At 70.8% G+C, this 21278-nt stretch carries 42 protein-coding genes and 1 tRNA gene; 36 read left to right on the top strand and 7 right to left on the bottom strand.

From position 1 onward, the window contains the following. Positions 1 to 4 precede the first annotated feature (4 nt). Positions 5 to 946, bottom strand: a complete 942-nt coding sequence (locus tag HCN51_RS31750; RefSeq protein ID WP_168014496.1) for a hypothetical protein — start codon at positions 944 to 946, stop codon at positions 5 to 7. Between the two features lie 218 nt (positions 947 to 1164). Here HCN51_RS31750 and HCN51_RS31745 point away from each other — a divergent pair, with 218 nt between their 5' ends. Continuing rightward, a complete protein-coding gene (locus tag HCN51_RS31745; RefSeq protein WP_168014494.1) occupies positions 1165 to 1671 on the top strand; it encodes a SigE family RNA polymerase sigma factor in 507 nt (168 codons plus the stop codon). Here HCN51_RS31745 and HCN51_RS31740 read toward each other — a convergent pair. Then, a complete protein-coding gene (locus HCN51_RS31740; protein ID WP_168014492.1) occupies positions 1640 to 2179 on the bottom strand; it encodes a MarR family winged helix-turn-helix transcriptional regulator in 540 nt (179 codons plus the stop codon). The genes HCN51_RS31745 and HCN51_RS31740 overlap by 32 nt on opposite strands. Before the next feature lie 97 nt (positions 2180 to 2276). On the opposite strand from HCN51_RS31740, the gene HCN51_RS31735 reads away from it, so the two are divergent. Both HCN51_RS31735 and HCN51_RS31730 read left to right on the top strand, forming a co-directional pair. Next, on the top strand, positions 2277 to 2840 hold the full coding sequence (locus tag HCN51_RS31735; protein WP_080043865.1) for a YceI family protein: 564 nt from the start codon (positions 2277 to 2279) through the stop codon (positions 2838 to 2840). 176 nt (positions 2841 to 3016) lie between these two features. After that, positions 3017 to 3106, top strand: a tRNA-Ser gene (locus tag HCN51_RS31730). 85 nt (positions 3107 to 3191) lie between these two features. Here HCN51_RS31730 and HCN51_RS31725 read toward each other — a convergent pair. From HCN51_RS31725 to HCN51_RS31715, 3 genes are all read right to left on the bottom strand, one after another. Next, a complete protein-coding gene (locus tag HCN51_RS31725) occupies positions 3192 to 4616 on the bottom strand; it encodes a site-specific integrase (RefSeq protein WP_168014490.1) in 1425 nt (474 codons plus the stop codon). After that, the gene (locus tag HCN51_RS31720; RefSeq protein ID WP_168014488.1) at positions 4616 to 4984 is read right to left on the bottom strand and encodes a hypothetical protein; all 369 of its coding nucleotides are present in this window, start codon (positions 4982 to 4984) and stop codon (positions 4616 to 4618) included. The genes HCN51_RS31725 and HCN51_RS31720 overlap by 1 nt, the downstream gene beginning before the upstream one ends. Positions 4985 to 5164: 180 nt before the next feature. Further along, positions 5165 to 5581, bottom strand: a complete 417-nt coding sequence (locus HCN51_RS31715) for a hypothetical protein (protein ID WP_168014486.1) — start codon at positions 5579 to 5581, stop codon at positions 5165 to 5167. Between the two features lie 186 nt (positions 5582 to 5767). Here HCN51_RS31715 and HCN51_RS61585 point away from each other — a divergent pair, with 186 nt between their 5' ends. The 31 genes from HCN51_RS61585 (at position 5768) to HCN51_RS31560 (ending at position 19327) form a co-directional block, all read left to right on the top strand. After that, the gene (locus HCN51_RS61585) at positions 5768 to 6262 is read left to right on the top strand and encodes a helix-turn-helix domain-containing protein (protein ID WP_168014484.1); all 495 of its coding nucleotides are present in this window, start codon (positions 5768 to 5770) and stop codon (positions 6260 to 6262) included. Next, positions 6252 to 6593, top strand: coding sequence for a hypothetical protein (locus tag HCN51_RS31705; RefSeq protein WP_168014482.1), 342 nt, complete (start codon positions 6252 to 6254; stop codon positions 6591 to 6593). The genes HCN51_RS61585 and HCN51_RS31705 overlap by 11 nt, the downstream gene beginning before the upstream one ends. Before the next feature lie 96 nt (positions 6594 to 6689). Beyond that, positions 6690 to 6890: a hypothetical protein gene (locus tag HCN51_RS31700; RefSeq protein WP_168014461.1), complete on the top strand. Its 201-nt coding sequence runs from the start codon at positions 6690 to 6692 to the stop codon at positions 6888 to 6890. Between the two features lie 29 nt (positions 6891 to 6919). After that, positions 6920 to 7591 carry a hypothetical protein gene (locus HCN51_RS31695; protein WP_168014459.1) on the top strand — a complete coding sequence of 224 codons (672 nt, stop codon included), beginning with the start codon at positions 6920 to 6922 and terminating at the stop codon, positions 7589 to 7591. Further along, complete coding sequence (locus HCN51_RS31690) at positions 7591 to 8217, top strand: hypothetical protein (RefSeq protein ID WP_168014457.1); 627 nt, start codon at positions 7591 to 7593, stop codon at positions 8215 to 8217. The genes HCN51_RS31695 and HCN51_RS31690 overlap by 1 nt, the downstream gene beginning before the upstream one ends. After that, positions 8214 to 8519 carry a hypothetical protein gene (locus tag HCN51_RS31685; RefSeq protein WP_168014455.1) on the top strand — a complete coding sequence of 102 codons (306 nt, stop codon included), beginning with the start codon at positions 8214 to 8216 and terminating at the stop codon, positions 8517 to 8519. Before HCN51_RS31690 ends, HCN51_RS31685 begins: the two co-directional genes overlap by 4 nt. Next, positions 8516 to 9250, top strand: coding sequence for a helix-turn-helix domain-containing protein (locus HCN51_RS31680; RefSeq protein WP_168014453.1), 735 nt, complete (start codon positions 8516 to 8518; stop codon positions 9248 to 9250). The genes HCN51_RS31685 and HCN51_RS31680 overlap by 4 nt, the downstream gene beginning before the upstream one ends. Next, positions 9247 to 9603, top strand: coding sequence for a hypothetical protein (locus HCN51_RS31675; protein ID WP_168014451.1), 357 nt, complete (start codon positions 9247 to 9249; stop codon positions 9601 to 9603). Before HCN51_RS31680 ends, HCN51_RS31675 begins: the two co-directional genes overlap by 4 nt. Next, positions 9600 to 10037 carry a hypothetical protein gene (locus HCN51_RS31670; protein WP_168014449.1) on the top strand — a complete coding sequence of 146 codons (438 nt, stop codon included), beginning with the start codon at positions 9600 to 9602 and terminating at the stop codon, positions 10035 to 10037. Before HCN51_RS31675 ends, HCN51_RS31670 begins: the two co-directional genes overlap by 4 nt. Beyond that, complete coding sequence (locus HCN51_RS31665) at positions 10037 to 10177, top strand: hypothetical protein (protein ID WP_168014447.1); 141 nt, start codon at positions 10037 to 10039, stop codon at positions 10175 to 10177. Before HCN51_RS31670 ends, HCN51_RS31665 begins: the two co-directional genes overlap by 1 nt. A gap of 177 nt (positions 10178 to 10354) precedes the next feature. After that, positions 10355 to 10837, top strand: coding sequence for a hypothetical protein (locus tag HCN51_RS31660; protein ID WP_168014446.1), 483 nt, complete (start codon positions 10355 to 10357; stop codon positions 10835 to 10837). Further along, positions 10837 to 11007 carry a hypothetical protein gene (locus HCN51_RS31655; RefSeq protein WP_168014445.1) on the top strand — a complete coding sequence of 57 codons (171 nt, stop codon included), beginning with the start codon at positions 10837 to 10839 and terminating at the stop codon, positions 11005 to 11007. The genes HCN51_RS31660 and HCN51_RS31655 overlap by 1 nt, the downstream gene beginning before the upstream one ends. Further along, positions 11004 to 11228 (top strand): hypothetical protein, encoded by a 225-nt coding sequence (locus HCN51_RS31650; protein ID WP_168014444.1) that lies wholly within the window; start codon positions 11004 to 11006, stop codon positions 11226 to 11228. Before HCN51_RS31655 ends, HCN51_RS31650 begins: the two co-directional genes overlap by 4 nt. Before the next feature lie 72 nt (positions 11229 to 11300). Continuing rightward, positions 11301 to 12305 carry a hypothetical protein gene (locus HCN51_RS31645; protein ID WP_168014442.1) on the top strand — a complete coding sequence of 335 codons (1005 nt, stop codon included), beginning with the start codon at positions 11301 to 11303 and terminating at the stop codon, positions 12303 to 12305. Further along, a complete protein-coding gene (locus HCN51_RS31640) occupies positions 12302 to 12715 on the top strand; it encodes a hypothetical protein (RefSeq protein ID WP_168014440.1) in 414 nt (137 codons plus the stop codon). Before HCN51_RS31645 ends, HCN51_RS31640 begins: the two co-directional genes overlap by 4 nt. Positions 12716 to 12729: 14 nt before the next feature. Continuing rightward, positions 12730 to 13071: a hypothetical protein gene (locus HCN51_RS31635; RefSeq protein ID WP_168014438.1), complete on the top strand. Its 342-nt coding sequence runs from the start codon at positions 12730 to 12732 to the stop codon at positions 13069 to 13071. Next, complete coding sequence (locus tag HCN51_RS31630; RefSeq protein WP_168014436.1) at positions 13068 to 13772, top strand: hypothetical protein; 705 nt, start codon at positions 13068 to 13070, stop codon at positions 13770 to 13772. Before HCN51_RS31635 ends, HCN51_RS31630 begins: the two co-directional genes overlap by 4 nt. Then, on the top strand, positions 13765 to 13980 hold the full coding sequence (locus HCN51_RS31625) for a hypothetical protein (RefSeq protein WP_168014434.1): 216 nt from the start codon (positions 13765 to 13767) through the stop codon (positions 13978 to 13980). Before HCN51_RS31630 ends, HCN51_RS31625 begins: the two co-directional genes overlap by 8 nt. Further along, entirely contained in the window at positions 13980 to 14558 is a 579-nt protein-coding gene (locus HCN51_RS31620; RefSeq protein WP_168014432.1) for a hypothetical protein, read from the top strand. Before HCN51_RS31625 ends, HCN51_RS31620 begins: the two co-directional genes overlap by 1 nt. After that, positions 14551 to 14982 (top strand): hypothetical protein, encoded by a 432-nt coding sequence (locus HCN51_RS31615; protein WP_168014430.1) that lies wholly within the window; start codon positions 14551 to 14553, stop codon positions 14980 to 14982. Before HCN51_RS31620 ends, HCN51_RS31615 begins: the two co-directional genes overlap by 8 nt. After that, entirely contained in the window at positions 14979 to 15230 is a 252-nt protein-coding gene (locus tag HCN51_RS31610) for a hypothetical protein (RefSeq protein WP_168014428.1), read from the top strand. Before HCN51_RS31615 ends, HCN51_RS31610 begins: the two co-directional genes overlap by 4 nt. Beyond that, the gene (locus HCN51_RS31605) at positions 15227 to 15445 is read left to right on the top strand and encodes a hypothetical protein (protein WP_168014426.1); all 219 of its coding nucleotides are present in this window, start codon (positions 15227 to 15229) and stop codon (positions 15443 to 15445) included. The genes HCN51_RS31610 and HCN51_RS31605 overlap by 4 nt, the downstream gene beginning before the upstream one ends. Beyond that, positions 15442 to 16071: a hypothetical protein gene (locus tag HCN51_RS31600; RefSeq protein WP_168014424.1), complete on the top strand. Its 630-nt coding sequence runs from the start codon at positions 15442 to 15444 to the stop codon at positions 16069 to 16071. The genes HCN51_RS31605 and HCN51_RS31600 overlap by 4 nt, the downstream gene beginning before the upstream one ends. Then, the gene (locus HCN51_RS31595; protein WP_168014422.1) at positions 16068 to 16295 is read left to right on the top strand and encodes a hypothetical protein; all 228 of its coding nucleotides are present in this window, start codon (positions 16068 to 16070) and stop codon (positions 16293 to 16295) included. Before HCN51_RS31600 ends, HCN51_RS31595 begins: the two co-directional genes overlap by 4 nt. 52 nt (positions 16296 to 16347) lie before the next feature. Further along, the gene (locus HCN51_RS31590; RefSeq protein WP_168014420.1) at positions 16348 to 16608 is read left to right on the top strand and encodes a hypothetical protein; all 261 of its coding nucleotides are present in this window, start codon (positions 16348 to 16350) and stop codon (positions 16606 to 16608) included. A gap of 154 nt (positions 16609 to 16762) precedes the next feature. Continuing rightward, on the top strand, positions 16763 to 17137 hold the full coding sequence (locus tag HCN51_RS31585) for a hypothetical protein (protein ID WP_168014418.1): 375 nt from the start codon (positions 16763 to 16765) through the stop codon (positions 17135 to 17137). A 192-nt stretch (positions 17138 to 17329) separates the two neighbouring features. Further along, positions 17330 to 17740, top strand: coding sequence for a hypothetical protein (locus tag HCN51_RS31580; protein ID WP_168014416.1), 411 nt, complete (start codon positions 17330 to 17332; stop codon positions 17738 to 17740). 124 nt (positions 17741 to 17864) lie between these two features. Continuing rightward, positions 17865 to 18083, top strand: a complete 219-nt coding sequence (locus tag HCN51_RS31575; protein WP_168014414.1) for a hypothetical protein — start codon at positions 17865 to 17867, stop codon at positions 18081 to 18083. Between the two features lie 264 nt (positions 18084 to 18347). Beyond that, the gene (locus HCN51_RS31570; RefSeq protein WP_168014412.1) at positions 18348 to 18704 is read left to right on the top strand and encodes a holin; all 357 of its coding nucleotides are present in this window, start codon (positions 18348 to 18350) and stop codon (positions 18702 to 18704) included. A gap of 15 nt (positions 18705 to 18719) precedes the next feature. Further along, positions 18720 to 18986 (top strand): hypothetical protein, encoded by a 267-nt coding sequence (locus tag HCN51_RS31565; RefSeq protein WP_168014410.1) that lies wholly within the window; start codon positions 18720 to 18722, stop codon positions 18984 to 18986. Then, positions 18986 to 19327, top strand: coding sequence for a WDGH domain-containing protein (locus HCN51_RS31560; protein WP_168014408.1), 342 nt, complete (start codon positions 18986 to 18988; stop codon positions 19325 to 19327). Before HCN51_RS31565 ends, HCN51_RS31560 begins: the two co-directional genes overlap by 1 nt. A 38-nt stretch (positions 19328 to 19365) precedes the next feature. Here HCN51_RS31560 and HCN51_RS31555 read toward each other — a convergent pair whose 3' ends face one another. Continuing rightward, entirely contained in the window at positions 19366 to 19602 is a 237-nt protein-coding gene (locus HCN51_RS31555) for a hypothetical protein (protein ID WP_168014406.1), read from the bottom strand. Between the two features lie 268 nt (positions 19603 to 19870). Further along, positions 19871 to 20281 carry a DUF6221 family protein gene (locus HCN51_RS31550; RefSeq protein ID WP_168014404.1) on the bottom strand — a complete coding sequence of 137 codons (411 nt, stop codon included), beginning with the start codon at positions 20279 to 20281 and terminating at the stop codon, positions 19871 to 19873. Between the two features lie 32 nt (positions 20282 to 20313). On the opposite strand from HCN51_RS31550, the gene HCN51_RS31545 reads away from it, so the two are divergent. Further along, positions 20314 to 20811: a phage terminase small subunit P27 family gene (locus tag HCN51_RS31545; protein ID WP_168014402.1), complete on the top strand. Its 498-nt coding sequence runs from the start codon at positions 20314 to 20316 to the stop codon at positions 20809 to 20811. Then, a partial coding sequence (locus HCN51_RS31540) for a terminase large subunit domain-containing protein (RefSeq protein ID WP_240973461.1) occupies positions 20786 to 21278 on the top strand: 493 nt, incomplete at its 3' end. The genes HCN51_RS31545 and HCN51_RS31540, both read left to right, overlap by 26 nt.

The following is a 21278-nucleotide window of genomic DNA, read 5'->3' as shown; positions in this document are numbered from 1 at the left end:
AGCCTCACCCCAATCCGAGCTGCGCGTTGAAGCATCCTTTGACCAGCTCGCCGCCGAGCTCCACGTAGGAGGACGGCGACAGCTCGGCGATCCGCCCGCGCGGCGAGGTGTCGCACTCGACGCACCGGTCGCAGAACCGCCCCGCCATGCACCCGCACGCGATCACCGGCACGTTGGAGGTGCGGTCGGTGCACACGTTCCTGACCTGGAGCAGCGACCCCACCGACAGGTACGGCAGGCCCGCGCACGACACGCCCGCGCGGGCGCAGCCGGTGTCGGTACGTTCCAGCATCGGGTACGCGGCGCCGCGCTCTTCCTCGTCGAACGTGTCCGACCAGGTCACCGTGCCACCGATGCGCGACTGCTTGTACGCCGGCGGCGCGGGCGGCACGGACCGCGCCGGGTAGGGCGGCTGGGAGGTCGCGGGCAGCAGCGCCAGGCTCGCCCCGTCACGCCTGACGCCGATCGCGTCGAACAGGTAACCGGGCTCCAGCTTGGGATGGCGCACCTGCAGCCGTCCCGACGAGCGGTAAGGGATGATCACCGTACGGTGGCCGCGGTGCGGCCCGCAGTCGAGCTCGACCGTCAGGTCCTTGCGGCCCTCGATCGACAGGAGCGTTCCCGTGATGCGCGTCGTGTCGGCCCAGATGCGCTCGACCACCCGCCCGTCGCGCAGGGCGCGCATCAGCACCATGGAGCCCACGGGCAGGTCGGCCGGGGCCACCTCGGCGCCGTGCCAGGCGGTCGCCCAGGGGGCGATGACCAGGCGTTCCTCGGTGCCCGACGGGGTCTCGATGGTGATCAGGTGCGGGCTGACGTCCAGCACCTCGCCGGCGACGGCCCGCAGCGGCTCGCCGTCGCCCGGCTCGGGCCCGGGAACTCCGCTCTGCCGGCCGAGCGCGGCCGCGGCGAGCACCCGGCGGCGCTCAACGCTCGGATAGACCATCCGCCCCTCCCTCGCTCGGGTACTAGATTCACATGACTTGAGGGCGGCTCCCACCGTAGTGGCCCAGAACAGAGCAAAATACGCATCCCCGGGGAAGTGCCTTCACCTACGGCGGCGTACAAACCACCACCGACCTTGACGGACCTTTATCGTCGGCGGGCCGAAACCTGAATTGCGGTTCAGGCCGAATAGGGCATCGGGCTGCGATTCTGGCCACGATGCAGACCACCAGCTGGGAAGACGAGTTCCGCGAGTACGTCACGGCGCGCGGCCCCGCACTGCTGCGCGCGGCCCATCAGCTCACCGGACATCCGCTCGACGCGGAGGACCTGTTGCAGAGCGCGCTGACCAAGACGTACCAGGCTTGGGAGCGCATCGAGGACCGGGGCGCCCTGGACGGCTACGTGCGGCGGGCCATGGTGAACATCAACATCTCGCAGTGGCGGCGGCGCAAGCTGGAGGAGTACCCGTCCGACGAGCTGCCCGAGCGGGCGGTGGCCGGCGACCCGGCCGGGTCGTCGTCCTCGGAGGTCCACGAGGCGCTCGAACAGGCGCTGCGGGAGCTGCCTGAACGCATGCGGGCCGCGATCGTGCTGCGGTACTACGAGGACATGACCGAGCCGGAGATCGCCAAGACGCTGGGGATCAGCGTCGGGACGGTCAAGAGCACGGTGTCACGCGCGATGGCCAAGCTCAGGACCGCGCTGGAGCTTCCCGCTCAGTAACCCGGGCCTGCTCGGGAGGGCAAGTCCCTTCGGTGGCGCCGGTGGCGCCGGCGGTGGCGCAAGGCCGCACGACGTCCCTGATCTTGCGCAGGCTCTTGAGGAACGCCTCCAGCTCATCGGCCCCCAGCAGCCCGGTGAAGCACTCCTCGATGTCGCGCAGGTGATCGGGCAGCACCGACTCCATCCGCTCCCGCCCCGCGTCCGTGAGGACGGCGTAGGAGGCCCGGCGGTCGCTGGCGCACGACTCGCGCCTGACCAGCCCCTCCCGTTCGAGCCGGTCGACGACGCGCGTCACCCCGCTCGTGGACAACTGGGTCTGCGCGGCGAGATCGCTCATCCGCAGCCGCTGCTGCGGGGAACGTGCCAATCGGATGACGGTCTCGAAGTCGATCTCCGACAACCCCGCCGCGCTCAGCACCGGCTGGAACCGGCTCATCAATCCGGAGTGAACCTCGGTCAGCAGTCCGATGGCCGTCAGCCGGGGGTCGTCGAAGTTCGTCACGCTCATACCTTATCCGACGTTAGTTGACGCGCGGAATATTCCTCATGTAGAAAGTTGTTGCCGCAGACATCCGCTCGACAGACCACTCTCTGAGGAGAACCCCATGACCACGCGCACCTGGGAGTCCCTGACCATCCCGGCCGCCGGCACCTACAACCTCGACGCCGCCCACACCACGATCGGGTTCGTCGTCAAGCACATGATGGTCAGCAAGGTCCGCGGCCACTTCGGCACGTTCAGCGGCTCCGTCACGATCGCGGAGAACCCGCTCGAGTCCGCCGCCGAGCTCACGATCCAGGCCGACAGCATCTCCACCGGCGTCCCGGACCGCGACGGCCACCTGCGCAGCGACGACTTCCTGGCCGCCGACAAGTTCCCGAACATCACCTTCAAGAGCACCCGCGTCGTCGGCCACTCCGGTGACGAGTTCGTCGTCGCCGGCAACCTCACCATCCGCGACGTCACCAAGGAGGTCGAGCTCGCCGTCGAGTACGGCGGCGTCGGCACCAACCCGTGGGGCCAGGAGGTCTGGGGCTTCTCGATCAAGACGGAGATCGACCGCGAGGAGTTCGGCCTCACCTGGAACCAGGCGCTCGAGACCGGCGGCGTGCTCGTGGGCAAGAAGATCAAGATCGAGATCGAGGGCGAGGCCAACCCGGCCGCTTGATCTCCGCCTCCGCGGTACGTTATCCACAGGCATGAAGCCCGCTCCAGCTCTGGGCGGGCTTCATCCACAGACAGTTACCCACAGCCTGTTGATAACTCTTGGCGAAGACCGGCGGGGTTATCGCTTTGCCGCCTCGCCAGAAGGCCGGTACGCTGTGCTGAGCCGCGGTGGCTCCTGGAGGATTCGCCTAGTCAGGTCTATGGCGCCGCACTGCTAATGCGGTTTGGGTTTAACGCCCATCGAGGGTTCAAATCCCTCATCCTCCGCAGGTCAGAGCCCTGCCCCGTGATCACGGGGCAGGGCTCTTTGATCTTTGTTGACCCATTGCCGGACCATTGCCGGACCATTCCGCTAATGATCATGCTTGTGGATGGCGCGCGGGATGGCCGCGATGGTGGCGTCCGCAGCCGCTTGCGCGACGTCGGGCACCACGGAGGTGTAGACGTCGGCGGTGAAGCCGTAGCGGCTGTGGCCGAGCGTCGCTGAGATGTCCTTCATGTCGACGCCGGCCGCGAGCATGATGGTGGCCGCGCAGTGCCGGAGGTCGTGCAGACGGATCGGCGGCAGGTCCTCCCCGTCGACGATCGCGGCGAACCGCTCGCTGACGTACTCCTCCCTCAGCGGGCTCCCGTCGGCCGCTGTGAAGATCAGCCCGGTGTCCACCCAGTCCTCGCCGGCCGCCAGGCGCTCGCGCATCTGCTGGACGCGCCAGGCAGACAGCAGCGTCGCGTTCTTCCCGCCGACCGCGACTGTGCGCCAGCTCGACTCCGACTTCAGGCCGTCATCATCCTCGTCGTCGGTCTCCAGCACCATGATGGTCTTGGCGACGGACAGGTCCGAGTCCTCCCACCGGATGCCGCACACCTCGCCGCGCCGTAGGCCGCGCGTGGTCACCAGGTGGTAGAGCGGGTAGAGCCGCTCGCCGCGCCGGACGCAGGCGTCGAGGAAAGCGCCGGCGATCGCGGGCGTCCACACCATGACCGGGCCTGGCACTCGGCCGGTCTCTCGCCAGCGCGCGATGCGCTCGTCCGTCCAGACCAGCGGGCGCACTCGGCGCGCCTTCGGCAGCTCCACGTGCTCGGCCGGGTTGTGCTTGATCCGCTTCTGCTTGAACGCGGTGCCGAGCGCGCTCGACAGCACGCGGTGCACGCGCTGGATGCGGGCTGGAGACAGCGGCTTCTTGCTCTTCATCCCCGGTGCCGGGCCGGCCTCGTTCGACCCCATCGCCGGCAACTTCTCCTTGAGCCGGTTGCCCTGTGCGTCGCGCCGGTAGACCCAGGGTGCCGCCGCGCGGGCGGCCAGCAGGCGCCGCAGCATCTCGCTTGGCTTCTCACCGAAGGGCAGGTTGTTGATCTGTCCCATCGCCAGGTAGAGCGCTTCCAGGTGGGACTCGCGCAGCTGGTCGAGCGGCACATGCCCGAGCCCCGGCTTGCCGTACAGCCGGATGGCCTCCTCGTACGACTCGCGCGTGGAGTCCTTGAGCCGGCGCTTGCCGGCGATCCACATGTCCAGCCACGCTCCGAACGTGAGCCGGCGGTCAGGCACGGGGAGGCCCGAATCGGCCTCGGTCTGCAGGCGACGTAGTTCCGTCGCGGCCTCTGTCGAGGTCTTGTAGGGACCGGCCCAGGGTCGGCGCCGCTTACCGTCGGGGCCCGGCGGAGCCTCGTACCGCCCCCACCAGGCGCCGTGAGCGCGCTGGGTGAGCTTCGGGCACTTCTGGCCGAGCTTCTTGCCGTTGCTGTCGCGGCAGTTGCACCGCTTCACAGGTTTTGCCATCACACGCCTCGTAAGGGGGGGAAGTGGCGGAGCAAGGAAATAGCTACTCGCGGGTAGCTGCGGAACAGATTCGTGGTGTGCCCCGCGATCTCGTCCGCTATGGCCTGTGGCATCAGGCCATGCTCAAGGTAGACATCGGTCTGGTATGGGCTGGCGTCCATGTGGAATTGCTGGTCACCGGGGATGTTGCGTTCCATGAAATAGCGAACGATCGGCGATGCGCCGTCCTCGATGAAGGGAACGATCTCTGTACGTGCGCGCGCTGTAGCCTCCATCAGTACCGGGACGGACGCGGGATCCACGTCGGTCCGGTCCAGGAGTACTTCGAGCGTCCCACCGCGCCACCTCAGGTTGACCCGACTGAGCACCAGATCAGCAGGGTCAACGAGGCGTATCGCTATTCGCGGGGACATTCGGGCCTCTCTGGGTAGTTTCTGTTGCCTAGAGTGCCGAGTGTGACCACGCGTGTCGATATAGTGTTGTTTGAAAAACGGAACAGTAGCCAGTTTGTTATATGCCGCAGCGGCCTACATGTGCCCTACATGTGGCTATTCCTTGATGTGGCGTGCGATGTCATTCGCCATCCGGATGAAGCGCGCGCGCTCCGCCGGTGTCATGTCTGGCGGGACCGACACCGCCACCCACTCCTCCTTCCCGACCCTGATCTCAGCCACCTCCACGCCCAGCCACTGAGCTGCTGCCATCTCTGCCAACATGGCCGTCGGTACACTCATCGCCGCCGCAAGGGCTCGCAACCGCCACAGCTCAGGAGCACGGGAAACGCGCCCCTTGACCAACTGGTTGATCCAGCCGTGCTGCAGAGAGAACCCTGTCTCCGGGTCGGTGGCGCGGAGTGCCAGGCCTCGCTCACTCTCCTCGTGCTCTCGTAGGTAGTCGCGGACGAAGTCGCTGAGTCGTTCCGCGAGTCGATCCGCGTTGCCGGGAGCCCCACCACTCGTCGGCATCCTGTCCTCTCTTCCGTGGGGCCGAGTCGGTGGCCGATGAATCGAACACCGACCACTCACTTGTACTGCTCGGCAACCGAGTCAACAACTGAAAGCGAGTAAACCAGAGCGGCGGGGTAAGCGTCCGCAGCCTGGGCAAACTGGTCACCCGGTAAAGCTAGACAACGCTCGGCACTAGGCCGTAGTGTGCGATTCATCGAACAACGGATATGGAGTGAGGCGCAGATCCAGATGGCGCGTACGACCCTCGCGGCTCGCGGAAACCTTCGGACTGCCATGACCGCCGCCTGCACCACGGGCGCCGGCCTGGCCGCTGAAGTGGGAGTCACGAAGCAGTTCATGTCCCTGCTGGCGCGAGGCTTGCGCCGTTGTGATCCCCACATCGCGGCCAAGATCGCAACGGAACTGAACGCACCTGTCCACTCACTCTTCACCAGGGATCGAGTGTCCGATTTTTCGTACAACAAGGAGAGCAAGGTGCTCGAAGTCATCGAGGAAGACCCAGTTCTCGAATTCGAGGACGTGGCTGAAAGGTTCAAGATCAAGCCCAAGACGCTCCGGCACATGCGCGCCACCGGGGAGGGCCCGCCCTTCTTCAAGGTCGGTCAGCGGCTCAAGATCCGCCGGTCCAAGGCCGACGAGTGGTTCAAGGAGAAGTACGAGCGCGCTGATGCCGAGTGATCTCTCGCGCGTCATCGATGAGCGGCCGCGCACCTACCGCCTTCGCACCCCGCGTCACAGCACCGTGACCGCCGAGCTCGGGGGTGCCGGCGACCCGGTCAAGATCCAGATCCGGGTTTCTCGTCCGATCGACCTCGTGCTCGGCATGAACACCTCGCCGGTGCTCGAGTTGAGCAGCGAGGAGGCCTGGGCGCTCTGGGCGCTCCTGTCCGACGGCCTCGGCGCTGCCGGGGACCCGCCTGACTGGACGGCCGGCCCGCTGCCCGCGTACGGGCCCGACGGCCAGGCACTGCCGCCGATGGCTGCCGTCCTCCCGGTCGAGCCGTTCTGAGCCGATCACCGTATCGGCCGCCCCTGACGAAACCGAAAGGTCTCCCGGGCGAGACCCGGGAGACCTCCCCGACATGGCTATGAAACGAGCTCTCTCATGACCCACTCTACTGACCCGCCGGTCAGCTCCACCACCCCTCAGCAGGAGGGCAGCACGCTGGCGACGGTCGCCGGGGACTTCGACTGGACCCGCCGCCTTCCCCCGTCCGTGCGGTCGTTGGTGACCACGTGGCTGGAGATCGGCGACGAGGCGATCAGGCACATCAGCATCGTCCCCGTGACGGGGGGTGCGCGGTGATCCGCAGCCCGCTCGCGCATGTCCTTCGCATGGCGGCCCAGACGCCGACCCTCGACGGCGCGGGGATCGTCGACGCGATCATCACGGCGGCCGGCGAGTTCAGCGCCGACCAGGCGGAGGCGGACACGATGGCCAACGCGACCATCACCTTCCTGGCTGGCCACTGGCGCACGCCCGTGGCCCCGGCCGCCCCGCTCATCAGGCTGCAGGAGTGGGCGGCCACCTGCGCGCCCGAGGATGTGAGGGCCATCCTCGGTAACGCGGCCGCCGAGGCCGACTGGCTGGCCGGCTACCGCGACGTGCAGCCTGAGCTGCTGAGCCCGCTGGAGATGGCCGAGCAGGCCAAGCGACAGCGTGACCTTGTCGGTGAGCTGGGCGCGCTCACGTCCGGGTACGAGGCGCTGACCTCCGCACCGTGGTACCCGGCGCAGGCCGGCGACATCGTGCACGTCTTCTACTGGGGCTCGTTCACCGAGGCGATCCCGGCGCAGGGCGAGACGTACGTGGTCGAGCACTCCGAGGCCGAGGGCGGCCTGGTGCTGCGGGTGCTGCACGCCGACGAGCACCTCGTCGCGCCCGGCTGCTTCGCGCCCGGCACCGTCGACGACCCGCTGATCGAGGCGTGGATGGAAGCCGGCCCGGCCGCGCTGACGATCGTGCGTGCCGGCCGCGTCATCCACGGGACGGGAGCGGCCCAGTGATGAGCACCTTGCCGTACAAGGACCCGTACATGGATTGGACGCCCTTCGCCCAGCATGGCACCGGATGCAAGCGCGTCGGCTGGGACGTCCGCCAGGCCAAGGCCGAGTTCACCAGCGGCAGTCGTGAGGTCGCCATCCGCGCGATCTGCCCGGAGCCCGGCGGCGGTTGTGGCCGGGTGTTCGAGTTCCACGTCAGCCTCGCTCCGGACCGCGACCCCGAGACCGGAGACGTGCGCTCCGGCGAGGCATGGTCGAGCGGCGGCGTGGACAAGATCGGCTACGGCACCAAGCCGCAGCGCATCGGCGACGTGTGGCTGCACGCCGGCCCTCCGGTCGTGGAGTGGGCGAGCGAGGACGGGCCGGAGTGGTGGTACGTCACCCGCTCGGCCGAGCCGCCGACCCGGCATGAGGACACGCTCGGCAAAGTCTTCCGGCTGCGAAGGGCCGGCCGCCAGCTCAAGGGCCGGTTCGGGGGCGGCGCCGGCTGGGAGCGCGGCAAGTACTACGGGATGAACCTGGCCGAGACCCGCGAGGACCTGCCCAGCCGTACGGCTGCGGCCCGCTGGGTCGAGCAGCGGGCGGCCGAGCTCGCCGCCGCGGCGGCCGCGGGTGGTGAGACCTCGTGACCGAGGAGGAGCTGACCGCGTGGGCGCGGGCCCGGCGTGACGAGCAGGCGGCCGAGGCGCTCCTGCTGTGGGAGCGGCCGGCCCAGGGCCAGCCCAAGGTCTGGCTGGCCGAGTCCGAGGTCGAGGCGCTGGTGTGCGTCGGCCTGGCGCTGACGGTCTACAGCCAGGAGGTCGATCCGGACGAGCCGATCGCCGCGCTGGTCAAGCAGGTCGAGGCGCGGCTGGCCGAGCGGGCCGGGCGTGCACGCCACCGCGCGGCGGTGTCGCACGCGGCTCGCCGGGCGGGAGGGCTGCGCCGATGAGTGAGCTGATGGACGTCGTCACGCTCGTGCGTGACGCGCTGGACATCCCCGAGGGCGCGACTCCGGCCGGGGCGAAGATCCGGGGCAAGGTGTTGCGGGCCCGGGCGGACCGGGCGCTCGCCCTGCTCGACGCCTGCATCCAGGGCGAGGACACCGCGGCCGCCGCGGGCGAGCTGCGCGACTGGATGGCCAAGAACCCCATCCGGTACGTCACCGCCGAGGAGGCCCGGCGGCTCGTGGCCGCGCAGGATGTCGCCGGCGAGCCGCTGGAGGAGGTCCGCGCCGGCAGCGCCGAGGCTGGCGTCCTGCCGCTGCCGCGGCGCGGCCTGCCGCCGTGGATGGGGCCCTCGTACCTGGCCAGGCTGTGGAGCGTTCACCCGTCCACGGTGACCCGCTGGTCGGACCTCGGCCTACTGACCGCGTCGTGGAGCGGCGGCGCGCGCCGCTTCTCCCGCGAGGCGGTGCACGAGTTCGTCCGCTACGCCGTCCCGGTCCGGCTGCTCACGCCCGGCATGGTCGTGCAGCACCCCGAGTGGGCCGAGGGCATGCCCGTGCGCATCGCCTCGGCCGACGAGGGCGGCAACGGCAAGTGGCAGGTCACCTACACCCTCTACAGCAGCACCGCGGCGAACACCGCTGTGCAGGCGGCGCCACCCTGCCGCGGCGGCCGCATGGTGCTGCGCTACCCCGGGCACGGCCTGCGCACCTCCGACAGACGGGCCAACCGATGACGCCCCTGCCGCCACCGTTCCCGCTGCCGCTGCCCCGGGTCGCGGCCGACTCGTCCGCCTTCTGGCAGCGGCACGCGCACGCCGTGCTCGGCCGGATCCTGGCCAAGCACGGGGACCTGACGCCGCTGCGCTGGCAGCTGGCCCCCTACGGATGCGGCGTGCTCGGCGAGATCGCCGCACCCCCGTCCGCGGCCGCAGTCGACATCGAGCGCGTCTTCGCCGAGTGGGTGCAGGCACTGTCGCTGGCCCTGCGCCCCGCCCCCAAGCGCCACCTGCTGGCCGGCAGGCGCGTCGACGCCTGCCACATCACCATCACCGCCACTCTTCCTGGCCCGCGGAAGGACACAGCATGAAGTTGTACGAGACCACCATGTCCCAGCTGCACAACCCCGTGCCCGCTCGGGTCGCCGAGCGCGGCGAGCTCGTCGTCGGGCTCATCGAGTGCCGCGGCGGCACGCTGGAGCTGACCCGCGAGGAGCTGATCGCCTTCGGCAGCGCCTGCCGGGAGCTGGTGCAGCTCGTGGACGCGGCGCTGGACCGCCGCGCCCAGGGCGTGCGGCCCATCCCCGTGCACGGCCAGCCGGCCCGCCCGTACGCCGCGGTGCCCGCGGGCCTGGCCGCCGCCGCGGCGTTGCCCACCACGCTGGCGCCGCCCGGGGCCCACCTCACCCCACTGGCGCGGCACGCCGCCCCGCCCGTGCCGCCGCTCGCCCCGGTCCCCGCGCCGGCGGACGGGCGGCAGGAGCAGGTGGTGCCGGACCCTCCCGCGGCGGCGACGGCGTCTTGATGACGCGTCGCCGCCGTCCCCGCACGGCTCGCGCGGGCCGCCGCCGGGTGCCCTCGCACCTCTGGCGCTGGCTGCGCGACCGCTGGCGCGTCGGCTACGAGCGCGCCCCCGCCCTGTTCAAGATCACCTCTTGGTCGTAGCCCCCTGAACGTCCGGCTCCCGCTCGTGTTTCCCCGGCGGGCGAGAGCCGGGCCCGGCCGCGGCAGGCCGCCATCCCTGCCGCGCCCGCCCCACGGCGTGCGCCATCTCCCTTCGAGTTCCACCCACCACCGCGGCGGCCAGGTGCGGCCGCCGCGCTTCATAGATCGAGATCGAGCATGACGACATATCCCAGTGCCGCGGCCGCGAAGGCGCCCGCGACCGGCCCTGTGCGGGCCCGCCTGCAGCCGCACCTCACCGGCGTCTACACCGGCGCGTACGAGACGCTGGAGCTGCGCTCCGGCGACGATGTCGTGGGCGTGTGCGTGCTGCCCCGGGACGCCGCCTACGACGTGGTCTCTCGCCTGGAGGACACTCCCGCCACGGTGACGGCGGTGGACCAGCTCATCGCCGGCCAGGTCCGCCACGTCCTGGACCACGACTACCGAGGCACGGACGACGTCCCCGACAACTGGACCACCGACCTGATCCACTTGATCAAGACCGCTCCCGAGGAGGAGCAGCGCCGCCTCGGCCGCATCTACCCCGCCTACATGGTCGCCATCGCGATCGGCACCGGGCCCGGTGGCCTGGAAGCGCTGCGCCGCTGGCACGAGGGCCTGCCCCCCGCGACCGCGCCGGACACCTCCCGGGACAGCTGATGGAGGGCTTGCAGCCGCTGCTGCTCTTCGCCGTCGGCAGCGGCCTGTGCGTCGCCGGGGAGCGTGCGATGCTCGCCGGCGCGAACTTCCGGGCGATCGTCACCGCCGCGCCCGGCGTCGCGCTGATCGCGATGAGCGTGCTGGTCCCGCTGCTGGGGCTGTGGCCATGACCGCGCCGCTTAACGAGGTCCTCGCGCTGCGGGAGCGCCTCGACGAGCGACGGCGTGCGCTGGGGCTGGCCTGGTGGCAGATCGGCGTCCAGGCCTGCGTGAGCACCAGCGCCCTCGACCGCATGACCTTCGGCGTGGCCAGCCTGGCCACCCGCCGCGCGCTGGACGACTGGCTCAAGCGACATCCCGCCCCCGCACCCGCCCCAACCCCCGACCACTGAGAGGCGTACCACCATGGCGGCGGCCACGAGCCCGCCCGGGCTCTACCCGCGCATGCCCGCACGGGGCTGCGCATGACCCTCACCCTGACCGGAACCTGCGTCCTGGCATACGTGCACGCCGCGGACGCGCTCGACCAGCTCGCCCAGGCCATCGGCCTGTCCCCGATGGCGCTGGGGCTGCTGGTGCGCTACCTGACCCGGCCGCCCGCGCCCGGCACGAGCCGCGCCGACATCGCCGCGGCGTACGGGCTGTCGCCCGGCCAGCTGCGCGCCGGCAACGCCGAGCTCGCCCAGCACGGCTACCTCATGCAGGTGCGCCGCAGCGTCGGACGGTCCTGGCAGCACCTGATCGTCGTCACCGACACCCCCGGCACGCTGCCGGCCACACCCCAGGCGTGGCTGCTCCTCGACGCCGCGCTGGCCGCCCAGCAGGCCGCCCAGCGCGATCTCGACGACGACATCTCATCGGAGGACGCACATGTTGCGACCTGCGACGATACCGACCAGCCGCAGGCCGCAACATGTGATCAGAATCCGCACATAAAACCAGTTAACCCCTTCCCATCCGACGATCACCGGCACGAGCAGGCGGGCGCGGTGGTGGCCACCGTGGCCGACCTGAAGCGCCTGGCCCAGCTGCCGCCTCTCCCGGCACCGACGGACGAGCTCGCCGAGCTGTGGCTGACCCCGGCCCAGGTGCTCACCCTCCTCGGCCGCTACCCGGACCGGTACGGCGACCTCGCGCTCGCCGTGCTCGCCCGCGCCGCCCTGCCCTGGTACCTCGCCCCGCGCGTGGTGGCACTGCTGGTAGCCGGCTACGACACCGGCCAGCTCGGCCGCGCGCTGGCCGGCGTGCACGAGGCCGACTGCCCCGCCGCCGTCGCGCGATGGCGGCTCGATCGGATGCTGCTCGCCGAGCCGCCCGATCACGTCAGCTGGCGGCCGCCGTCCACGTACGTGCCCGCCCCGACCCCGCCCGCCGACCCGGACACGCCCCGAGTGCGGGCCCAGCTCGCCGCCGCGCGAGCCGCCATGGCGTCGGCCGGCGCCCGCCTACGCGCCGGGGCGCGAGCATGACCGCCCGACGGCCGCACGACTGCGAGGACCCGGGCCGGTGCCTGATCTGCCGCCGGGCCAGCTCGTCCGGCCTCGCGCACGAGCTGGCCGACGCGATCGCCCCAGGCCGCGCCACAGGACCGGGCGAGGTCGATCATGCGCTGATCCTCAGCGCGGACCTGCAGCGCGTCATGAGCCACGTCGGCCGGGTCGCGCTGCTGGTCGAGGACGCGTCGCTGCTGCTGCGCGCGGCCCGGCGTGCCGGCCGCATCGACCCGGCCGTGATGGTGCGCGTGTCCGAGGCGATCGCGGACGCGCACGCCGCGATGTCCGGCCGATTGACCGGCGCAAATGCCGTACCGCCGGACGCATCCGAGAGCGATCATGGAGATAAGCAACCACAGTTGACTGACCCGCCCGCGCCGGACTGACGCAGGAGGCCGCCATGATCCCCACTCCCAACGACCTGAAGCCCTGCCCACACGGGTGCGGCGCCCTCGTGCTCATCACCATCACCGAGCACGGGCGTCGCATGCCCGTCGAGGCGACGCCAGACGAGACCGGCAACCAGGCCGTCTACAGGACCGCTACCGGGACCTGGCGCTCACGCTCGCTCGACGGGGCAGACGCGCGCCGCCTCGACCTGTGGGAGCACCGGTACCGCCCGCACGTCGCCACCTGCACCCACCGCGCCGTACAGCAGGCCATCCCCGGCCTGCCTGCCGGCCGACCCCGTACCCGCCGCCGGGCACCCGCCCGCCGCTACCCCATCTGGAAAGCACGATGACCACATCCACGATCGAGCAGCCCGTCGTCGACGCCGGCCCCGCCGCCTACCGCGTCACCGCCACTCAGCACAACGCCCACGACGGGCCCTACCTCCTGCTGGAATGCCCGTTCGGCGACAACCTGGTCATGCCGGGCCCCTGCGTCGGCAACCTCCTCGGCCGGCGCATCCGCCAGAGCACCTTCCTGGGCACGCTCGCCCGCACCGCCATCACGCACGACGCCCGCCACACCATCCAGACCCGCACCAACGCCGCCCGGCTGCGCCAGCAGATCGCCGAGCTCGGCGACTACTACATCGGCGCCGACCACGACCAGCGCCCCAGCCTCATCTTCAACTGCCCATACCTCGCCACCGGCCACGCCAGCGCATGCCCGGACACCACCGACGGCCAGTGCGTGACGAACCTGCTGACCCCCGCCCAGGCCGCCGGCACGGTCACCATCGGCACCCTGCTGCGCCTGGCGGCCGCGCACCAGGCCGCCCGTCAACCTGCCACACCGCAGGAACCCAGCTCCGCCGACTACGCCGCGCTCACCGGCCGGCTCGCCGCGCTGCAGCAGGTCTGGACCGGCCGGCAGCGCGAAGCCGTCTACACCCGGGAGACCGCGGACGGGCCCAGCGCGGGCATCGCCGGCGCCCGCGCGGACCTAATCGGCCAGATGCTGTCTGACCTCTCCCGCGCGGTCAACGGTGGCTGAGCCGGCCCGGCCGCTGCCGCCGCCACCCGCGCCGGACCAGCCCTGCCTGTACGGCGCGCACCCCGCCGGCGGCTGGCGTTGGTACGCCAGCCTGCGCAAGTGGGAGCGCATCTGCATGAGCCACGCCGGCCGCGCCGTACGCCGCGGCGACTACATCCCGGACGACGCCGCCGTCCCCAGGCACCCCGAACCGGAAAGGACCTCCTGATGGGCCGCAGTGGAGACCCCCGCAAGCGCAACCCCGCCGCGCCGCCACCGCCCGGCGACGACGAGACGATTATCACCATCGTGTCCGGCCGCGACCCTAGGGTGCCGGCCAGCTGCCTGCTGTCCTGGCAGGGCCACGACTGGGTTGCCGGCGTCGACCGCGTCCGCGCCACCGCGGTGGACTTGGTCACCGCCGCCGCCTGGGCCGAGCTCATGATGCTCCTGATCGTCAAGACCCGCCTGCCCGTGGCCACGGTCAGCGCGATGGCCGGCGACCTCCTGGCGCGCAGCGGCCGGACCGAGCTCGGCAGCCAGGCCACCGTCATGCTGACGCCGGTCGGCTCGTCCGCCACCCGCACGCCGCTGGTCCTGCTGCGCCGCGGCCCCCTGCAGGGCCTGTTGACCACCACCGGTGCCCGGGATATGGGCCTGACGTGGCTGGCCGCGGCCGAGGCGGCCGAGTCCGACCGTGCCGTCACCCAGGCGCTGCGCGTCGTCGGCGAGTTCAGCGAGCCCCGCATCGAGGCGCTGTTCGACTACCTGCGCGGCCTGCGATCACCAGAGGTCGACCATGGCTGACACCGAGTCTCACTTCAACACCCTCGCCAGCCTGATCGTCTCCCTGCAGGAGCACATCGACCGGCGCGCCGCCGAGATCGCCGGTCCGCGCATCGCCAAGGCCGCTCGGCTCGCCGACGAGAAGATCGCGGACGCGCGGCGGGAGCAAGAGCGGGCCGAGGACCTCGTCGCCGAGCTGCGCCGCCAGATCACCTCGCTGGAACGCCAGCTCGACCGCTACCGGCAGGAGAACGCGCAGGACAAGGCGACGATCCGGAGGGTTCGCGCCCTGACCCGTCTCGGGGAGTGCCCGGCCTCATATGACGACAACGTGACCGAGTGCCAGCGCGTCGTGGCCTGCAGCTGGGAAGAGGCGTACTGGCGCGAGGCGATGGCGCACGTTGACGCGGCGCTCGCCGTTCCCGAATCGGCTCCTCCCGGATGAGCACGCAGCTCACTGTGTGGGATCCACCGGCGCCACCACGTCGGCGCCGGTGGGTGCCGCGCTGCGAGGACTGCGGCCGCCGCATCTGGGCTGCCGGCAGCCTGACGCGACGGTTCGGCCGTCTGCTCGGCGGCCGCTGCCACCGTAAACGGGCACGCGCCGCCCGCCGACTGACCATCCCCGTCCACATCGTCGTCCGCGACCCGGGCCATATCCCGGGCCAGATCGAGATCGAGGTGCCTGCTTGACCAACCCCCGGGCCGCTGGCTGCGGCTATGCTCTGCTCGCCATCGTCGCTGGCGTCCCCGCGTTCTGGCAGCTGGTCTACGGCGACGGCTGGCTCGGCGTCGTGCTCCTGGCCGCCGCCTGCCTGGCCGCGCGCTGCTCGACCGCGCTGCAGACGATCGCCCGCCAGCGTGCCCGCCTGGCTGACCCGCGCCGCACCGACGGGAACGCGTGGTGAGCGCGGCGGCCGACGAGGTTGGCGTGCTGGTGCATGAGCTGGTGCCGCTGCTGGGCATGCTGTGGGCGCTGGTGCCCGAGGTGGGCGGCTCTCCGATGACCGGCACCATGTCGCACCACAAGGCGACCGGGTCGCCGGCGCCGTGGAACGCCGACGCGGCCCTGCTGCTGTACACGATCAGCGAGGAGGCGCGGCGCCTGGAGGCTAGCCTGCGCCGCGACGTAGCCGGCCACGTCGGCGACCGCCGCGGCGGCAGCGACGTCAACACCGTCGCAGCGCTGAAGGCCATCATGAACCTGGCCTACGGCGTTCCCGAGCGGGACGCCCGCCGGGCGGCCCGCATCATCGGCCGCTGGGTCCGCTCCGCACGCCAGGTCATCGGCGAGGAGGAGCGGGCCGTGCCGCTGCCGGCCGCGCCGGGCGCGACGCCTCCGCCATGTCCGTATTGCACGACATTCAGCCTGCGTGTCGTGCTGCGGGACGGCCGCCTGTGGTGCATCAATGATGGATGCAAGGACGGCCGCGGGCGGCGGCCACACGGGCGCATGACGCGCTCTGACCTGAACGGGGACGGCATGATCGAGTGGGACGACGGGCGCATCACCTATCGGCGGGACTGGGCATGAGCGCCAGCTGGACGATCAAGGAAGCGGTCGAGCAGTTGCACCCCGCGATGACGCTGGACGAGGTCCGCGCCCTCGTTCTGCTGTTCGGTGTGCCGGTGCTCGGCCAGCGTCGCGGCCGCGGCCGCCCGGTCGACGCCTATGACCAGCCCGCGCTGCTGCGCGCGCACGCCGCCGTGATCGCCTACCGGCGCGGCCTCCTGCACGGCGTGCTCGCGCCGCGCTGACCCTCTCGGCCGTCGGCCGAGCAACACCCTCACGAGATGAAGGACCACCGCTATGACCGAAGACTGGGAGACCAGCCCCGACGCCGCCCGCTCCATCGCCGAGCCGCCGGCACGCGTCGAGGCGCGCGTGCAGCTGCTGTTCGGCACGCAGGCCGAGATCGTCACCGCCCACCACCCCAGCGACGACCCGCTGCGCGTGCCCGCCGCCGCGCTCGCGCTGCAGCTCGGCGTGCCGATCGACGAGCTCGCCGGGCGGCGCTTCACCGCGGCGATCGTCGGCGAGGACGTGCAGGACGCCGAGCTGATCCGCTGATCAGCGGCGACGGGCCCGTCCTGGCGGATGGGCCCGTTTTCTTTCCCCGATCTTCTTGCAAATCACTACGCTAAGCCTGTATATTAAGGGGTGTCGGAAGGGGTTGGCAGCCCCGCCGACAGCAGATTGAAAACTCCACAGAGAGGGGTCAGCAATGGCTGACACACCAGACGAGCGACTCCTGGCCATGACCCAGGCCGTGGCCGGAGCGCTCGACCTGCTGATGCAGGTCGCGATCGGGCTCCCCGTCCCGATCAAGCTCCCGCTCCCCACCAGCACCGACTTCGATCACTTCTTCGAAGCGCTGGGACGGATGCGGGTCCTGATCGAGGACGAGCCGATCCCCGGCCACGCGATCGGTCACCTCGACCAGGCGGTACTCATGATCCAGACCAGCATGGATCTGATCCACATCGCGGCCAGCCACGATGAGATCGACTGGCGCTACGACGCAGTGCACCTCCACTGCGCAGCCGCCGCCGCCAACCTCGCCCTCACTCAGATGATCCTGAACGGGCAGATCGAGTAGTCAGCAGACCGGCCCCGGGCATCCAGCCCGGGGTCGCGCCCCTCACAAGTGGAGACATCCATCTGCTCTGCCACGGTGGCGGGCCCGGGCCCGCCACCACAAGAACATGAGGGCCTGGCAGGGTGGGCCGAAGCCCTGAATGGCAGCCCTGCCAGGCCCGCAGACTGACCCCCACGAGAGGGATACGCCACCATGGTAGAACAGCGCCGCATCATCGCCCCCGAGATCGCCGAACGCTACGGCCGTGCGCTGACGACCGTCACCGGCACCTGGCGCAACCACCCCGAGTGGCCGAAGCCCGTCGGCCGCCGCGGCCGCTGGGCCGAGTACGACGCCGACCAGGTCGACGCCGTGGTGCGCGGCCACCTCCTGCGCACGCCGCCCGCCCCGGCCGCGAACCCCGACGAGCTGCTCACCATCGCCCAGATCGTCGAGGTCACCGGCCTCAAGCGCGGCACCATCGACGGCGACATCTCGCGCGGCCGCTGGCCCGAGCCGGACGACCAGGAGTACGGCGTCAAGCGGTGGAAGCGCGGCACCGTGGACCAGGTGATGGCCGGCCGCCGCGGGTACCGCCGGCGGGCGCCCGAGGAGCCGAGCTGACGTCGCCAGCAACTTCTTCCCCCAAGGTCTTGCAAATCACTATGGCAAGCCTGTAAATTAAGGGGTGTCGGGAGGGGTTGGCAGCCCCGACCAGCAGACAGACCACCACCCCAGGGAGACGGACATGACCGACAAGCAGATGGCCACCATCACCGACCAGATCATGAAGGCCGCCGCCAAGGGCAACAGGGCCCGCGTCGAGGACCTGGTGGAGGCGCTCCTGGAGGCCGGCCGCGAAGAGGGCAAGAACGACCTCCTGATCGACATGTGGGACGGCAAGGAGATCACCCCCGAGGCGGTCGAGTTCGCCATCGAGAACAACGGGTGCAAGGACCCGAGGTAGGGGCCCGGGCCTCCGGGCCCCGGCCACCCGCCGGGGCCCTCACGCCACCCGCACGCCGGCGCGACCGCACTGATCTTGACGGCCGTCGACTTTTCTGGCTAAATCAGCCGTACCAGACGTGTGCCCAAACCCGGCCAGAGCGCCGGGTTTTCGCATGTCAGCCCCCGCAGATGTTGGGCTGCGGGGTCGTGGGGGAACACAGGGCGGCGGCGCACAACCGGCGAGGGTCCGCCGCCGTCCTCACCTCCGGCCAGGGAGGTGGCCATGCCCCACCGCCAGCGCAAGCCTTGCACCGAGCCCGGCTGCCCCAACCTCAGCGACAGCGGCCGCTGCGACCCCTGCCGCGCCGACGCCGAGGCACAGCGCGGCACCGCCGCCGAACGCGGCTACGGCGCCGGCCACCGCGACCGCTTCCGCGCCGGCGTCCTACGCAAGCACCCCACCTGCGTGCTCTGCCGGGCCCGGCCATCCCGGCACGCAGACCACTACCCGCTCTCCCGCCGCCAGCTCGAAGCCGCCGGCGAAGACCCCAACGACCCCCGCCACGGCCGCGGCCTGTGCGAGCCGTGCCACAACACCGAGACCGCCCGCCGCCAACCAGGCGGCTGGAACGCCCGCTGACCGAAGAGGACCCCCATGATCCCCATGACTGGCGACATCGTCCGCTACCGAGGCAAGATCGGCCACCAGGCCACGCGCGCCGCGATCGTCACCGCCGACGTGCGCACCCTCGACCCGCGCGGCGTCGAGGCCGGCCACGTGCCTGCCCTCGACTCCGCCCGCCACGTCCACCTGTGGGTGTTCACCCCCGGTGACTCCGGAGGCTGGGCCGAGTACAACGTGCCGCCCGGCGACGGGCCCGGCCAGTGGTCCCCGCAACCGACCGCCAGACCCCTGGTCTGATGCCCATCACCCTGCCGGCCGAGATCGGCATCTACCGGGAACGGGCCTTCCTCGTTGCCCACCTCGCAGCGCTCTACCCCTCGGCTCTCGTGCACGACGCCGACCCGAAGAACCCCGGCTGGCCCGTGATCTTCATCAACACCCCGCGCGGGCAACTGTCCTGGCACCTGGCCACCGAAGACCTCGACCTCTTCAGCCACGTGCCCGTACTCACGGGAGACCAAGCCCCACAGTGGGACGGTCACACCACCCTGCAGAAGTACCAGCGCCTGGCCGACCTCACCGCGGCCATGAGCGACACCGAGGAAGGGGACCAGCACAGTGCGGGCGATGGCCCATGAGCAAGACCACCACCCACACTGCACCACCTCAGCCCAGGTCAGGCAGCAACTGACTCATCCCATGCCGGGATCCACTGCACGATCACCTCGTCGTGCAGCGTGCACACGAAGCGATGGCGAGCAGCGAGGTAGACCGGACGCTTGATCACCGTGCCCGGGTAGCAGGCGGGCGAGTAGGCGTCGGGTAGCCGCACGGGCGGCACCGTCTCCACGTACTCGATGTCGTCCTCATGATCGCCTTGAGGACAACGGACCTCATGGATGGGATCAGACATGGCGCACCTCCGAGGTGACATGGCAGGCACTCGCCGCCTGCCTCGTGCGCCCTACCTCTACTCCTCGGAGAAGCTAACGTCCTGTCCTGTTTCCGCAGGTCACGACCATGGCATCGTTTCCGCAGGTCAGAGGGGGTGTCGGACCCTGGGGAGGGACCCCTGGAGGGTCCATCAGGAGACCGCGGGGGAGGCTTTCGGCTGGCGCCGCAGCTAAACGAGTTTGCGCGGGCCGGGCAGCGCGCTGGCCAGCGCGAACCGCGCTCGCTCGCTACGCCGGCGGCCGCCACTGCTCCTGGTACTCCGGGTGATCGGCGTACGCCGCGGCGAGCAGGTCCAGCGTCTCCCACCGGAAGTGCCCGGCCCACTCGTCGAAGGTCATCCGGTGCTCTTCTAGCCGTCGCCGCCAGCCTTCGCGGGCGCGCTCCACTTCGCGGTCGATGATCCGCCGCTTGCTCGCAACTTCGCGCAGCGCCCGGGGCGGGTCGTGCCGGACGATGTGCCGAACGGTCGCGCGCAGCTGCTCGCCGCTCAGCGCGAAGCCGGTAGCAACCTCGATGTCATCGACGGCCAGGACCTCGTCCTGCTCTGCGTTGGCCTTCCACGGGCCAGGCGACGCCGCGAGGGCTTCCTGCTCGTCTTCGTCGAGTCGTGCCCTCAGGAACATGACCAGCTCGTCCATGCGCTCATCATCTCGCCGGCGGGAGGTGGAGAATGGCCGATCCGCACCGCAAGCGGCCGCAGCTGCAGGTCGTACGGGAGGGCAATCCCGGCAAGAGACCGATCAAGCCAGGCGTCGTCGCGCCACCTGGCGATCTGCAGGAACCTGACTGGCGCGAGGTCTTCCCCGCCAGCAAGAACCGGGCGATCCGCGGGGAGAACATCAGGGCGAGGAACGTCGCTCGGCGGGAGTGGCGGCGGGTCGTGCCGGTGCTCACGAAGACGGCCGGGCTCGGCGACGTCGACGAGGCTCTCGTGCGGGACTACTGCGTTTGCGTCGCCCGGCTGGACCAGTGCGAGCGGGCGATCAGCCGGGACGGGATGCTCATGTACGGCGAGCGCGGCTGGCAGAAGCACGGCGCGACGACGATCGCCGGCCAGTACCGGGCGCAGCTGAAGGTGTACGTCAGGGAGCTCGGCCTGTCGCCCTCGGCCCGGGCGGGGATCAAGCCGCCGGGGGATGACGATGGAGACGACGACCCCTTCGACTGACCTCGATCTGCCCGTCCCGTACGAGGCGCTGATCGAGCTCGGCCTGACGCCGGAGCAGATCGAGGATGCGGCCGAGAAGCGGCCGCTGACGGTGGCCTTCCAGGCCGACCGCGAGCCCGGCGCCTACTACGACGTCGAGCGGGCACGGAAGGCGCTGCGAGCGCTCGGCGCGTTCTCCCACACGAAGGGCCGGTGGGCGGGCCGGCGGTTCGTCATTGGGCAGGGTCTGGACCCGTGGCAGGTCGTGTGGATCATTGCGCCGATCTTCGGCTGGGTGATGTGGGATGAGGAGTGCGAGCGCGTCGTCCGGGTCATCCGGGCCGCGCTGGTCGAGGTCCCGCGCAAGAACGGCAAGTCAACGATCTCCTCCGGCATCGCCAACGTCCTGCTGATGGCGGACGGCGAGATCGGCGCCGAGGTGTACGCGGCCGCCGGCAGCTTGCAGCAGGCCGGCAGGGTGTTCGAGG

Source organism: Nonomuraea composti (genome assembly GCF_012034275.1).
In the GTDB taxonomy this organism is placed as follows: Bacteria; Actinomycetota; Actinomycetes; order Streptosporangiales; family Streptosporangiaceae; genus Nonomuraea; species Nonomuraea composti.
This window is presented reverse-complemented; position numbering and strand designations above follow the sequence as displayed.